This is a genomic window from Thermoleptolyngbya sp. C42_A2020_037, from assembly GCF_015272455.1.
In the GTDB taxonomy this organism is placed as follows: domain Bacteria; phylum Cyanobacteriota; class Cyanobacteriia; order Elainellales; family Elainellaceae; genus Thermoleptolyngbya.
The window spans coordinates 28,528-42,871 of sequence record NZ_JACYLP010000042.1; the positions used below are offsets into that span (position 1 = coordinate 28,528).

Here is a 14,344-nt window from a genome sequence, read left to right on the forward strand (position 1 = left end):
TACAGAAACCTACAGAGTCAAGACTTAACATGAAGGTTAGCATTATCACCCCTTCGTATAATCAAGGGAAATTTATTGAGAAGACTCTGCTTAGTGTCCTATGCCAAAATTATCCCAACATAGAGTACATCGTGGTTGATGGAAACTCAAGCGATGGAACCATTGAAATTCTGGAATACTACAGGGATTTTATTGATCACCTAATCATTGAGCCAGATCGGGGTCAGTCCGATGCTTTAAACAAGGGATTTAGATTGGCTACAGGGGATATCCTAGCCTATCTGAATTCTGATGATGTATACGCAGATCAAAATGTTGTTTCTACGGTCATCAAATACTTTCAGGAAACCAAAGCAGATGTTGTTTATGGTTGTCGGAAGTTCATTTCAGAAGATGGCTATCAAACAAATTTTCATCCTTACAGAGAGTATTCAAAAGAGTATCTAGTTTGGACAGACTATATCCCTCAAGAGTGTGTTTTTTGGGGAAGAGATATCTTTAGGAAAGCAGGCGAGTGGATAAACGAAGAGTTCGATTTCGCGATGGATTATGAGCTTTGGTTTAGGTTTCTGGAACATGATGCTCGATTTTACGCCGCACCTGAGACCTTTGGCTTCTTTCGATACTATCCTGATCAAAAAACAAAGTCCCGCTGGGAAACTGTAGGACTTCCTGAGATTGCCAAACTGCATCAGCGTTATAACGGTTCCACAATTCCCCAAGATAAAATGTACGCTTATTTTGCAGAGTACACCTTTGGTTCTAGCAATCAGGCACTCATTTCTAGATTGTATGAGTCTTGGAGAAACTATGCTGAGTTTGAATCGAGAATCTTTGAATGCCTGCCAATAGACAATTGGGTTTACTATTGCCAAATCAATCCAAGACGGCTTAGAAAGCAGTTTTAGTACAAGGTTCAGATTCAATTGACGGGTTCTTAGAGGTACGGAGGAAGCAATGGTAGTTGGTAGACTAAAAACGATTAAAGACCTAATTCTAAACAAATTAGATCTGATTCAATCGAAGGTTGAGCAGTTTGAGCAGGTTTCTTCTGCCACCTCTGAAAATGAGACTGCCCTATTAAGCTCTTCAGTGTTTTTAGTAGACGCGATGCAGCGCCAGGAAAAGCTGAATCAAGATTTTCAAACAACGCTTTTACATCAGATCAATACAATTCACCGCCAAGGGATGGCTCAGCATGAGTTGCTGAGCGAGGCTATATCTCAAATCCGTGATATAAGAGAGCAAGTTAGCGCCCTCCAAGATAGGATCGATCGGCTTGAGAAGAGTTCGGAAAAAAGTCATGTACATGGGTAGGGTTTAAATCAATTTTGTGACCAAACTTGATGAACTTGAGTCTGTAGGTTCAGAAAATATGCTCAGAAGCTTAAGATCGATGCTCCGTCGAACTGAGTCTGTTCAAGAAGTGCTTGCTGACGTTGATTCTGCTCAAGGAGCTTCTGCTCAAGGATCTACAGTGTCTCAAGTAACCCCAGATCAAACGCTTCCTGTTCAGCAGCTAGTTGCTAACAAGAAAGATAGGGTGATTTCGCTACTTGCATTAGGCGTTCCTATCAATGCAGTGGTTGATGTGGGTGTTCAAAGAGGTACTCCAGAATTGATGGAGCCACTTCGGGAAAGACATCACCATCTGTTTGAGCCTGTTTCCTTGTGGTATGGAGATATAGAGAAGAACTATTCCGCCATCAGAAATACGCTTTACCCTGTTGCATTGTCAGATGAAATAGGATCTGCGTGGCTTATTCAGACGGCGCTTTTGAAGGATGGAGTTGCCACTCACGCAAGAATCAGCGAAGTACCAGTAATACCGGATGGGCAAGAGATTGTTTCCTGTGAGGAGATCAAGGTAGACAGACTTGACTCATATTCTGATTTACTTGAAAAGGATTACTTGCTCAAGGTTGATGTTGACGGAAAAGATTTGGAAGTTCTTAAAGGAGCCTCTGGCTGCATCAGCAATGCTTCCGTTGTGATTGTGGAGGCACATTGGGCTGCATTGACGGCTAGAGGAAAGATTCTTGAGGAATACGGGTTTGAGCTGATTGATATTGTGGATCGGGTCATGTATGGACAAGTTTTGTGGCAGTGTGACTTGGTTTATCTAAGGAATGATCTGATGAATGAGAAACTACGTCCTCCCATGTTTGATCCCGCCCACTGGCATCCTCTTCCATAGCAGAGGCATAGATTATCTTAGATTTGGAAAGTGGTGCCCGATTCAACAGATTAGGCAAACCTGACCGCATCAATCAAGGCCTGAAAAATCGAAAAGCTTTATTGCTAAAGAAAAATCATCACGGCGGCGGCTAGCGTGATCAGAATGGCGTTGTAGGCGGCGTGGTCGGCGGTGCTGGCTTGCACGCCTGCCTCTTCCGACTGGAAGGCGTTGCCGGTTTGCCGCAAATGGCGATCGCGCACATATTTATAGCGGCAGGCAAACAGGAACCCCGGCAAGATCAGCACCAGCCCGCCGATTAGGGGAATCCCCGCCAGCAGGTGCGCCAGCCCAAACCAGGTAGAGCGGATGCCGATTTGCCGCCAAGTATTGGCCCCACGCCGAAACAGGCGTTCCTCGAGCCGCGCCCAAAAGGGAATGCCCAGCAGCAGCGCCAGCCAAAACAGCAGAATCAGCAGCGTTGCCCAGTTGAAATGGGACACCGCTTCTGGCACGGGCGGCGGCTCCAATCCTGGCACTGGCGGGGCGGGGAGGTCTGGCACAGGCGACGGGGCAGGGGCGGCATCTTTGATCAGGTTGAACGGCTGAAACATAACGTTGCCCGGTCGCCCAAACACCAGATCCGACCAGCCCAGACGCAAAATCGGCGGGGCGATCGCATCGGCAATCGAATAGGTCGCTAGCGTCGCCACGACAATGCCCAGCGCCCGTCCGTAGGTCAGCCAGTGGGTGCCAAAGTAGGTCTGCCAGACGAAGCCCAGCCGCGACCGATGCCGCCACAGATCGGCCACAATCAGCCCCAGCACGCCCAGCGACAGCAGCACCGACACCCCCTGCCGCAGCAATTCTGCCGCCGGCCCCTGCCCCAGCGCCAGCAGCAGCACCGCCGCCGTCACAATCAGCAGCCGCAGCTTAGCCGCATTCAGCACTGCGCCCACATTTCGCAGCAGTTCCCAGCGCGTTTCCCCCCCCCGCAAGTGCCTCCACCCCTGCCCCGCCATGCCCAGGCTCAGCAGCCGGTTCAGCGCCGCCGGAGCGTAACCGGGTTGCAGCCGCAGCGCCTCATCGCAACTGGCGATCGCCCGCTCATAGCGCCCCAGCCGCATCAGCGCCCGCCCGTGATGCGCCCAGGCAGCCGCTTTCCACGCCTCCTGCCGATGCGGAGCCAGCGCCAGGGCCTGCTCAAAATTGGCGATCGCCTCCAGCACCCGATCCTGCCGCAGCATCGCAATCCCCCGGTTGCTCCAGGCCCGGTCTAGCCTGCTGTCGAGGGCGATCGCCCGCTCATAGCACCGCTGCGCCTCGGCATATTGCCCCGCCACCGAATGCACCACGCCCTTGCTATTCCACGCTTCTGGCAGGTTTGGGTCAAGCTGCAAGGCGCGATCGCAAAGCCGCATCGCCGCCTGCTTTTGTCGCCGCAGCACCGCCAGCAAAGACCCCTTCGCGCTCATCGATAGGGCATCCTGGGGCTGTTGTTCCAATGTGTTGCCAAAGCTGGTCAGCGCCTCGCCATAGCGCCCCAGACTGCGGAGCGTACAGCCGCGATCGCGCCACAGCCTTGCCCTCGGCTTGGCCGCCAGCTTGATCGCTTGGTCAAAATTTGCCAGTGCCTCCCGAAACCGCCCCAGCCCATCCAGCGCCCGCCCCCGCCCGTGATAGGCCGCTACCAGGTCTGGCCGCAGCAGCAACGCCTGGTCAAACTGGGCGATCGCCCCTTCAAACTGCCCTTCTTGCAACTGCCACCAGCCCAACCGACACAGCAATCCCGCCCGCTCTGCCTCTGGCAACTCAGCATTCCTCAGCCGCTGCCCACATTCTGCCGGAGTGAATCGAGCCAAATCATCACCAAACAACGAGAAATCCGAAAAATCTGAATCAAACTCAGAATCAAACTCAGAATCAGCGTACATGCAACATACTCAACGGCAGGACGGCTTGGCAATGCCTCTATTTCTTGGCAATGCCTCTATTTTAGGTTGAGGTTTTGGCGGGTTGAAGGGCTAGACGGTTGGAATGCGATGATTAGATTACCTTGCTTCCATCCATCCATGCTCACCCCTCCCCTGCGCCAGCACAACGGCATTTTTGAAGACCGCGCCTTTACCCGTCCCCTGCGAGACAGCGAACTCTCCTGCGCCATCCTGGTTGTGGGGGGATCGACGGCGGCCTACACGGCGGCGCTGGTGGCGGCGCGGGCTAATCTGTCTGTGTGCCTAGTGCAGCCGACGCAGATTTTGGGGGGACAGTTCACCGTACAGGCGTTGCCCGCGTCGGACGATGGCGACTTGCTGAAAGAACGGGCAAGCGCATTTCATCGAGCGGGCGAAGAATTTGCGATTTCGCCGTTGCAGCGCTGGTTTCGCGATCGCCAGCGACAGCTCCAACCCGTGCAGGGCGAAATTTTGCAAAACCCCGGCGGTGGCTGGGTCAGCCCAATTTGCACCAGTCCGGTGGTGGCTGCAACGGCCCTGAATGAGGCGATCGCCCCCTGTCTAGAACGGGGCACCCTCCGCTTCATCCCCTTTGCAGAACCCGTCGAGGTGCGGTTTGCCACCCCTCCAGATGGGCGGCGGCGGGTGACGGGTGTCGTGTTTCAAGACCTCCAGCAGGGGCATCGCTTCACGGTTTTGGCACAGATCACCATTGAGGCAACCGATCTGGGGGATCTGCTGGAAGTCGGCAACATTCCCTCCCGCGTGGGGCAGGAAACCCGCGAAGAAACCGGCGAACAGGCGCTTCCTAAACGGCCCCTGCCGGAGTGTCAGCAGTCCTTTACCTACGGCGCGATCATCGAACTGGCAGAACCGGGCAAAGGCAAGCCCATTGGCGCACCGCCGGGATATAACGTCGCTCCCTGGCTGCTGGCAAAAGACTTTGAAGGCGACTTTTGGACGAAGTCCGGCGGCCAATGGGAGCCACACCCGCGCCCGTTTTTACATCCCTTTGGCATTTTTCGCTATCGCCGCCTGATTCGCGTGTCTACCCAGGAAAAGCTGGTCAAGCCGGGGGATGTGTCGGTGCTGAACTGGGGCCAGCATCAGCACGGCGAGGGCGGCCCCATGCTCTGCGGCAATGACTATCGCGTGGGGGAACTGGTCGGCGTGAGCCGGGAGGAGCGCAAGCTGCATCTAAAGCAAGGGCGCGATCGCGCTCGGGCCTACGTCCACTATTTGCAGCAGCGCGGCATTCCGCTAAAACCCCGGGGCGACCTCACCTGGACCGCCGACGGCATCGCCCTAGAACCCTACATCCGCGAGGCGAGGCGAGGCATCGCCCTCACCCCCATCATTCACGAAGATGTAGCCAAGGCCTTTTTCCCCAACCAAGCGCGGGCCCGCTGCTTTGCCGACAGCGTGGGCATTGGGCAGTATCACTACCTCGACCTGCACGGCAACGACCGCCAGGGCCACGCCAGCCTGCCGGGAGACAAGGTCATCGCGCTGCCGTTCACCCTGCCCGTGGGGTCGCTCGTACCCATCGACACCGACGGACTGGTGCTGTCCTCCAAAAGTATCGGCACAACGCATATTACAAATGCGGCCTACCGGATGCATCCGGTGGAATGGGCGATCGGAGAAGCCAGCGGCTATCTGGCGGCGCTGGCCGTGTGGGCGGGGGTGCAGCCGAGGGCGATCGCCCTGCAAGAACCCCTCCTCCGCAAGCTGCAAGGGCTGATCACCCGCAACGGCATTCCCATCTTCTGGTTCGACGATGTATCCCACAGCGACCCCGACTTCGAGCCGATTCAGGTGATGGCGACCGCAGGCATCGTCCGCAGCGAAACCGCCACCGACCTGCACTTCCGCCCCGAAAACACCATCACCCGCGCCGTCGTTTCTACCGCAATGGTGAAGCTACTCAACCTGTCGCCCACCACGCCCGACCAGCCCACCTTTTCCGACGTGCCTAAGAACCACTGGGCCCATCCCTATATCGAGGCCCTGGCCGCAGCCGGACTGATCGCCGGAGTCGGCCGCGGCCGCTTTGCGCCAGAGTCGCCCATCACCCGCGAGCAGTTGTCCTTTTTGGTGAAAAAAGCCGCACCCGAGGCCTATGACCGGGCCTTTGCCCACACGCCCATTGACAAACAATCCCTGCGCCGCCGAGAGCTATCGCGGGTGCTGTACGAAGTGATGAAAGTCGTGTTGAAGAATTAGAAAATCATGAGGGCGATCGCCCGGATTGATCGCTATGCTGCACCGGGCAGGCAAGCATTTGAACAAAATAAACCAATCCAAGCTTGTTCACTCAAAACTTGCAAGTGATTGGGGAGGCTTCCCGCTCGCTCTCTTCAACCCTGCGAAATCATCATCCAGAAGTACCTTGGGCCGATTCCATGATCCGCGCTAGCTTCTTTAGTACCTGTAATGCCCCTTGCCACTCTTGAGTGAGCGTATAGAGCGAAAATACCCACGACAAACTGTACTGTTTTTCTGGTCGCAGCACTAGCTTGATAAACAGCACATCATCCCCATTGGTCAACATTCCGTACTGGGGCTGGTCTGACTCAGGGGTTGCCATCATGTAGGCTAATGCCTGAGGCAATGCCGATCGCGTTGAGATTGTCGTTTTCTTCGATTCCAACACCAGCGCCCAAAACTGCCGCTGCATAATCAAAACATCAATGCGCCCCCGCAAAATCTCTTCGCCATCTATAACCGTCACTTCCACGCCTGCTTCTGCCTGCATCCGAAAGGGCGGATCATAGAATCCGGTTTGCTCCAGAAGAGGCGAAGCCACTAGCAGCATCACCAAGCCTTCCAGCAAATCCCCTTCAGCCCGATGATAAAGCAATCGTTGACGCAAAACTTGCAGCTTTGCCCGTTCAGCATCATTCAACTCCGGCAACTCTTGCTGCCATTCGGTAAAAAATTGCTCATCCTCAACCCGGCGTAATCCAAACCGGGCTTCCATTTCAGATAAGCTTTTAACCGCGTCGGTGACTGCAATGACTTTTGCCATTATGGGTTCCCTTCACCGGAATCCTATCTCATTAGGGACAAATCTTTTATCAAACAAATCTTTTATCAGATATCAAAATCTCGCTTCAAAGTCCATTGCCGATCAGGATAAACGGGGCCCAGAAAAACGGCGGCTGGTTGTCTTGAATGAGACTGATCTGGGCCTGCTGGAGGGCTTCTGCTTTGGAGATTGTTTTCTGATTCAGCAGTCGGTAAAACTGGGTCATTAGCGCTTCGGTGCCTTCGTCGTTGACCCGCCACAGCGAGGCGATCGCCGCTCTGGCCCCGGTGCGCTGCATCTGGAAGCCAAATCCCAGAATTTCTTCGCCATTGCTCTCGCCGCTGACGGCGGTCTGGCAGGCGCTCAGCACGATCAGTTCCACATTGGGCAACGACCAGCGCGACGCATCTTGTAGCGTGACGCGATCGCCATTTCCAAACACAATAAAGGTTTCCTCCGGCGAACCCGCCACAAACTGCGCGTGGGTCGCCAGGTGAACCACCGTATAGTCATTCATGCGGGGTATGGTTGCCTGGGGGCTGAACTGGGCATCAATCAGCTTTTGCGTGTTGGGGATCTGGGCTGCAATATTCTCTACCTCGATGCCTGCAAACGGCAGCCCCGGAAACCGCAGTTCTCGCATCCCCACTCGCACACTGACTTCACCCTGCACAAACGCCCCTGCCAACACCCGCAAGTCGCGCTGGGGCCGTCGATCAAACTCTGTGAGGGAGGCGGCAGTGATGTAGTTAACCCGATAGCGCTGGGCTAGCCATTGCGTGCCGTCGTGCAGCGCCGCCAGCGGAATGTAGCGCAGTTGCCCGTCTGGGGCATAGACAATCGTCTGGGTGTTGGCTTGGGCCAGGTCTGCTTCGAGCGGCCGCACTAGCCAATTGTAAAGGCGCTCAGCGCTGGGTCTGGGGTTGACCCGAATGTCGGTCAGGGATTGCCGCAGTTCCAAAATTGCCTGATTGAGCTGGCTGCGCGGGACGTTCACCGTGCGGCGGATGGGCGGCGAAAAGGGCGTAACCAAAATTAGCTCTAGCCGATCGTCTAGCACCAGCGGATAGAGCAAGACGGCGTTTTGATTTAGGTTTCGCAGATTGTTTTGCAGCGCGGTGAACTGCACCGGGTCAATGTTTTGGCGGCGCGTGGTGCGGCTAAGCTGATCTAGGGCGGCGATCACCTCTGGACGATTGAGGAAATCGTCGAAGGTGCGGGCCAAATTTTGCTCAGCGGCGACCAGCACGGCGAGGCGCTGCTGCTGGGCGGGGGTGCGGCGGTCGGGGGCGATCGCCCGCAGTCTGGCCAGTTCTCGCCCCTGGGCGATCGCCCGATCATAGAGGTTGAGCATGTTTCGCTCTTCCTCAGAGAGGGCAATGCCGCGCCCCGTCTGCTCGTTGCCGCGCACGTCGCGCAGATAGTCGTCCAGTTCCTGCACCTTGAGCAAATCTAAGACCTGCTGCGCTTCCAGCACCCGATCCTGGCGCAGCAGCAAATCTGCGAGCAGGCGATAGGTGCTGGATACCCGGTCGGTGTAGGTTTGTTGAATGTCGGGGTTGGTCTGTTGCAGCCCGGCCCGCAGCGCTTCCCACAGGTTCACCGCCTGCTTCAAGAACACGATCGCCATTGCGGGCTGGTCTTGCTCCAGAAACAGCCGCCCCAGATTTGCCAGGGTGCGGGCTTCACCCTCGCGATCGCCAATTTCCTGCTTCACCAGCAGCGAGTCTTGCAGCATGTCCATCGCCTGGGGATATTGCTGAAGCTCGACATGCACCAGTCCCAGGTTGTTGAGGGCAGTGGCTTCGAGGGAGCGATCGCCAATCTCGCGGGCAATGTCCAACTGGCTTTGCATGGCGGCGATCGCCCGGTCATACTGGCGCTGGTTGAGCCACAGCACGCCAATAGCGCCCTGAATCGCAGCCTCGCCTTGGCGATCGCCCTGTTCCTGGGCAATTCGCAGTTCTCGTTCCAGTTGAGTCATCGTGTCCCCAGTGGGCTGCGAAGCCACCTCTCCCTCGCCGCCAGCCGTCCGAGCTTGCTGCACGCGGCGATCGGCCTCCTCTGGCTGGCCCAGCGCCCGATAGACGACCGCCTGATTTAGCAGCGCTGTGGCGATGCCCTCGCGATCGCCCAAGTCCTGAGCAATAGCTTGCGCCTGCTGCAAATTTTCTAGGGCCAGGGTATAGTCGCCCGTGGAATAATAGGTCACGCCCAAATTGCCCAAAATCAGCCCTTGCCGACGGCGATCGCCCGTTTCCTGGGCAATGGGGAGCGCCTGGGTAAAGGCAGCGATGGCTTCGACATATTGCCCCAAGCTGCGGTGGGCTTCGCCAATGTTGGTTAGCGCAACCGTGCGGCCGGGGCGATCGCCCAACTCCTGATAGATCGCCAGGGCCGCCTGCCATCTGTCTAGCGCAACGGCAAACTGACTGGCGCTATAGGCCTGCACGCCCTCTCGCAGCAGGCGATCGGCCTCATCCTGGCGGGTTGCCGCTTCTAGCGTCTGCGACAGGTCTGGGGTTTGAGCCTGAGCGCTCTGCCCCACCAGCGCAGATAGCAAACTCAGACCGCCGATCAAACTGGTGAATAGCAGCAACAGCAGCCAAGATTGGGATCTGGACTGGGAATCGTGGGAATCGATGGACGGAAGCGTCATGGCTGAACCCGTAAAGTTGACCGTTGACCGCAGTTGACCGCAGTCCAGTGGAGACTAGGATTTTGCCTCCAGATCGGCTCCACACAACAGTTCTAGCACCTGCTCTGCTGTGATCAGCCGCTTTAGCACCACTTGCCCAATCGATGCACTCGATCCGTCTGCTTGGATCGTAGGCGATGGACAGACTTCTACCATTAGCACCGACTCTTCAACTTGGTGCAGCCAGAGACGTTCGCCCCGCTCCACGATAGAAAGCTGCATCCGCTGGATGTGGGGCGGTCGCCGCCAGGCCCGCTCATCCCAAAGCCCGCCAAATTCCCACACGCGCCCCACCGTCCAACCGTCCGATAGAAAAAAATACTTCACAGGTTCCCACACCGATTTGTCTAACAAGCTGCTGGCGATCGCCCCGGACGTAACATTTTTTTGCAGGGTAGGGTAGGCGCTGTCCGGAGAAGACAAGGGCTTCGCCGCCGCCTGCATACCTTGCTAGCCTTACAAAAGGCTTGTCACTCGGAGGGCGATCGCCACGAGTAGTATCACTCCGAGAGGCATCACTCAAACGGTCAGTTGCCCCTTGCTGCTTAGAATACCGGGTTGACGAGTAGATTTATCGCAATCTGGCTTCAAAGACGTTGGGCCCTGCTTCTGGAAACCTGATGAACCCTATTAGGACTTACGCAGTTGGACAACTTCTCGCGGGCTGTGCCCGCGAGAAGTTGTCCAAACCCCAAGGAGCTTACCGCAAGTGCGTAAGTCCTGCCTATAATCTGGAACCCTGGCTATGAGGCAACCAGAGTGCTTCCATGCCGCTTCAGGTGCCAGGCCCAAGCGTGGGAAATAATGTCGTCAATGCGGCTATACTGCGGCTGCCAGCCCAGAACGTCCCGGGCCCGGTCGGCGCTGCCGATGAGCGCGGGGGGGTCTCCAGGGCGGCGATCGCACGCCTTCACCGGGATGTCCCGGCCCGTAATCCGACGAGCCGCCTCAATGACCTCGTTCACCGAGAAGCCACTGCCATTCCCCAGGTTAAAAATATTGCTGCTGCCGCCGTTGAGCAGGTATTCCAGCCCCAGCACATGGGCCGACGCCAGATCCGTCACGTGGATATAGTCGCGGATGCAGGTGCCGTCGGGGGTGGGATAGTCCGTGCCGAACACCTGAATGGCATCGCGCAGCCCCAGTGCCGTTTGCAGCACCAGGGGAATCAGGTGGGTTTCGGGGTTGTGGTCTTCGCCAAGCCGTCCGTCTGGGTCAGCCCCCGCTGCGTTGAAATAGCGAAAAATTACCGATTGCAGACCGTAGGCTGCGCCAAAGTCCTTCAGCACTCGCTCAATCATCAGCTTGGTCGCGCCGTAGGGATTGATGGGGTTTTGGGGATAGTCTTCAGGGATGGGCACGACGTTGGGAATGCCGTAGGTGGCGCAGGTGGAAGAAAACACCAGCTTGTTGATCCCGGCGGCGTGCATTGCTTCTAGCAGCGTCAGCGTGCCGACTACGTTGTTGCGGTAATATTTCGCGGGTTCTTTGACCGATTCGCCCACATAGGCATAGGCGGCAAAGTGCATCACTGCGTCGATGGTGCGGCTGGCAAAGATTTGGTCGAGCAAAGGGCGATCGCCAATCTCTCCGACAATCAGTTCCGCTTTCAGAACGTCTTCGACCAGTTCCCGATGCCCATACACCAGATTATCCAGAACCAGAACCTCGTATCCCGCTTGCTGGAGCGATAGCACCGCATGGGAGCCGATATACCCCGCACCCCCCGTCACCAAGATCGTCGGTCGATTGGTTGAACCCATGACTAAACCCCTAACGCGAAGTGCCATCTGATACTTACCTATGTCTACTGGGAAAGCACCAGGCAAGTTTAATTTTTTTTATGAAGTTTTAGTGAATTTATCGATTTTTACGGAAAGAATCAAGCCTGGATCAGGAGTCATCCGGGCTTGATTCTTCCAATCTCAGCCTATCGCTAGGGGAAGTCGTAGGAGCGGCGAGACTGCTGAGCGGGGGAATCCGATGCGGGAAGTTCGCCCATTTCTGCGTTCATCGACACGGCGTAATGAACCAGTTGCAGCAAGCGCTGTCGGAGGGTGCCCAAACCGAGGCGATCGCCCGCCGAGATAAACAACGCCTGCGGAAACTCCGACTGAGCCAGCGCCAGCGTCTCGCCATCCACTTGGTCAATCTTGTTAAACACCAGCAGCGCCGGCCCTGGCGTAATCGGCATTTCGCTCAAAATCTTCATCACCGAGCGGATTTGGCTTTGCCAGGCCGGATGCGACAAATCCACCAAGTGCAGCAGCGCGTCTGCTTCGGTCACCTCTTCTAGCGTCGCCCGAAAGGCATCCACCAGCGACGGCGGCAGGTCGTGGATAAAGCCCACCGTATCTGTCAGCACCAGTTCCACAGGTTCCTGAGTTTCGGCATCCGTCACCACCAGGCGACGGCTCGTGGGGTCGAGCGTGGCAAAGAGCTGGTCGGCAGTATAGACCTCCGCATTGGTTAGCGCATTCAGCAGGGTAGATTTGCCCGCGTTGGTATAGCCCACCACCGCCACCGAAGGCACGTCCCGATGCTGGCGGCGCTGTCGCAGCCGGGCCCGATGGGCCTGGAGCTGGTTGACTTCCTGTTGCAGCCGGGCAATCCGCCGCTGAATCGCGCGTCGCTCGGTTTCTAGCTTGGTTTCCCCCGGGCCTCGCGTGCCGATGCCGCCGCCTAGTCGAGACATGTCGCGCCCTCGTCCGGTTAGCCGGGGCATGGTGTATTCCAACTGCGCCAGTTCCACCTGGAGCTTGCCAGCCCCCGTCTGGGCGCGTTGGGCAAAGATATCGAGGATCACTTCCGTGCGATCGACCACCCGCACGCCGATTTGCGCCTCCAGATTTCGCACTTGGGCAGGCGACAAGTCCCGGTCAAACACGATCAGGTTTGCGCCAACGGTCTGGGCGGCTAGGGCAATTTCCTGGACTTTTCCTTCCCCTACAACGGTTTGGGGATGGGGGTGGGCCCGCTTTTGCGAGAGAACCTGCACCACGTCGCCGCCTGCCGTTTCTACCAGCCGCGCCAGTTCCTCCAGCCCAGCCTGAAACTGCTGAGCCGAAAGGTTGTCGGTCATTACGCCCACCAGCAACGCGCGATCGTGATCGACTTCGACCTGCTGCGCCACAAACTCGCGGCGAAATTCTGACTCTAGCCCTTCGGTTAGCTCCAGAAAGTCTTGCTGGCTGACCCGATCGAGGCTGAGAGGCGGCGAAACGGTCCAGTTGGCCTCCGGATGGGGAATCAGGTGGGCCAGATAGGCTTCGCGGATATAGCCCGTTGCGCCGCCGCCGCGTCGCTCAAAGCCTTCGCCCGTCATCACCAGCAGCACCAGTGCATCTAATCGTTGCAGCGCCATTGCGGTAAGGGCCGCGCTGCTGGGCGGTTCGGGTTTGAACTTGGTGGCCACGCAGCGGATGCCGCTGAGACGCTCTGCACCATATCGCGGGAGCTCTTGTGGCGGAATTTGAGTTTGTCGCAGAGTGCCCACTCCGACGCGAATCACCTGTCCCCGACGATTAATATAGGCGCAAACGGGCTGACCAATCTCAGTGCTGACGGCAGCGAGGCGCTGGGCAAATTCGGGGGTCGTCAGGCGATCGCCCGGAAGTCGCTGGTGATAGAGCCGCTGCAACTGCTTGATCTGGCTGGGCTTGAGTCCCTGCAAGTTGCCAAAAATCGTTTCGATAGGCACAACGGATCGGCAGTCCGATCCCCTTAGCTCGACTCCCTCATTTTACATGGCAGGTCTGGGATGGCTGTGTGGAGGTTAATAAGAGTTGAGATCCGTGCCGATTTGAGTCGAACTTCGGGCAAATGGCGGAGCAAAACGATCCATCAGGCGTGGTGTAGGCGTTGTGCAAATCTTTTGTGAAGATTCAAGCTTGACTCATTTCGCCATATTTCACGGATACCACGCAAGTAAATTCAGAGAAAATACGCAGGGCGATCGCCATCGCACCAGGTTTCAAGAGAGAAACTCCGGGATAATACATAAACGCATCAAGACTAATCTTACGATCGATAGTAATCAACTAAATTGTTCTAAAACCTTCAGCGTCTTGGCGGATTGACGTAATGTTTTTTGCGCCTTAAAGACCTAATTAATATCGACTAATAAAGGGTTGAAGTGCTTTCAAATGAGGGGTTTTGCCCTCTTTTTATTAAAACTTGGTTTTGATTATAGTTGGATTAGTAAAGCTGATTCAGGTTTTTTCAATTCTAGTTGATCTTGTTCTTGAGAGTAGCGCAGTGTTGACCAATGAAACAAAAAAACAAATACGGGTAGGGAAAAATAAAGAAACAATAAACAGCAAAACCTAAAAGCTTTGGGGTATTTTGGCAAGCAAGCTTTGAAAAAGCAGGCTTCTGTGCCCAAAAGCTACTCAAGCTGTTCGAGGATCAGGGGTTCCTCGTAGTTTCCAAAGACCGCCTCGAAGAAGCTGAGTTGTGAAATCGTTTCTGATGATTTGAATTCG

At 56.1% G+C, this 14,344-nt stretch carries 10 protein-coding genes; 4 read left to right on the forward strand and 6 right to left on the reverse strand.

The features are described from left to right. Positions 1-29 precede the first annotated feature (29 nt). Genes IGS16_RS13685 through IGS16_RS13695 form a run of 3 tightly spaced genes read left to right on the forward strand, consistent with a single transcriptional unit; the run spans position 30 to position 2,197 of the window. Complete coding sequence (locus IGS16_RS13685) at positions 30-908, forward strand: glycosyltransferase family 2 protein (RefSeq protein ID WP_297086280.1); 879 nt, start codon at positions 30-32, stop codon at positions 906-908. A gap of 49 nt (positions 909-957) precedes the next feature. After that, on the forward strand, positions 958-1,317 hold the full coding sequence (locus IGS16_RS13690; protein ID WP_297086283.1) for a hypothetical protein: 360 nt from the start codon (positions 958-960) through the stop codon (positions 1,315-1,317). Between the two features lie 16 nt (positions 1,318-1,333). Beyond that, entirely contained in the window at positions 1,334-2,197 is an 864-nt protein-coding gene (locus IGS16_RS13695; protein ID WP_297086285.1) for an FkbM family methyltransferase, read from the forward strand. Positions 2,198-2,301: 104 nt separating this feature from the next. Here IGS16_RS13695 and IGS16_RS13700 read toward each other — a convergent pair whose 3' ends face one another. Continuing rightward, entirely contained in the window at positions 2,302-4,110 is a 1,809-nt protein-coding gene (locus IGS16_RS13700) for a tetratricopeptide repeat protein (protein ID WP_297086287.1), read from the reverse strand. 138 nt (positions 4,111-4,248) lie between these two features. On the opposite strand from IGS16_RS13700, the gene IGS16_RS13705 reads away from it, so the two are divergent. Beyond that, positions 4,249-6,357: an FAD-dependent oxidoreductase gene (locus IGS16_RS13705; RefSeq protein ID WP_297086300.1), complete on the forward strand. Its 2,109-nt coding sequence runs from the start codon at positions 4,249-4,251 to the stop codon at positions 6,355-6,357. A 151-nt stretch (positions 6,358-6,508) separates the two neighbouring features. Here the strand turns inward: IGS16_RS13705 and IGS16_RS13710 are convergent, their stop codons facing one another. The 5 genes from IGS16_RS13710 to hflX form a co-directional block, all read right to left on the reverse strand. Beyond that, the gene (locus IGS16_RS13710) at positions 6,509-7,162 is read right to left on the reverse strand and encodes a type I restriction enzyme HsdR N-terminal domain-containing protein (protein ID WP_297086302.1); all 654 of its coding nucleotides are present in this window, start codon (positions 7,160-7,162) and stop codon (positions 6,509-6,511) included. A gap of 85 nt (positions 7,163-7,247) precedes the next feature. Then, entirely contained in the window at positions 7,248-9,821 is a 2,574-nt protein-coding gene (locus IGS16_RS13715) for a CHAT domain-containing protein (RefSeq protein WP_297086303.1), read from the reverse strand. Between the two features lie 54 nt (positions 9,822-9,875). Further along, a complete protein-coding gene (locus IGS16_RS13720; RefSeq protein ID WP_297086305.1) occupies positions 9,876-10,283 on the reverse strand; it encodes a hypothetical protein in 408 nt (135 codons plus the stop codon). Positions 10,284-10,603: 320 nt separating this feature from the next. Further along, positions 10,604-11,623, reverse strand: coding sequence for a UDP-glucose 4-epimerase GalE (gene galE, locus IGS16_RS13725; RefSeq protein WP_297086308.1), 1,020 nt, complete (start codon positions 11,621-11,623; stop codon positions 10,604-10,606). Positions 11,624-11,796: 173 nt separating this feature from the next. Further along, the gene (hflX, locus tag IGS16_RS13730; protein WP_297086310.1) at positions 11,797-13,560 is read right to left on the reverse strand and encodes a GTPase HflX; all 1,764 of its coding nucleotides are present in this window, start codon (positions 13,558-13,560) and stop codon (positions 11,797-11,799) included. Positions 13,561-14,344: the final 784 nt, after the last annotated feature.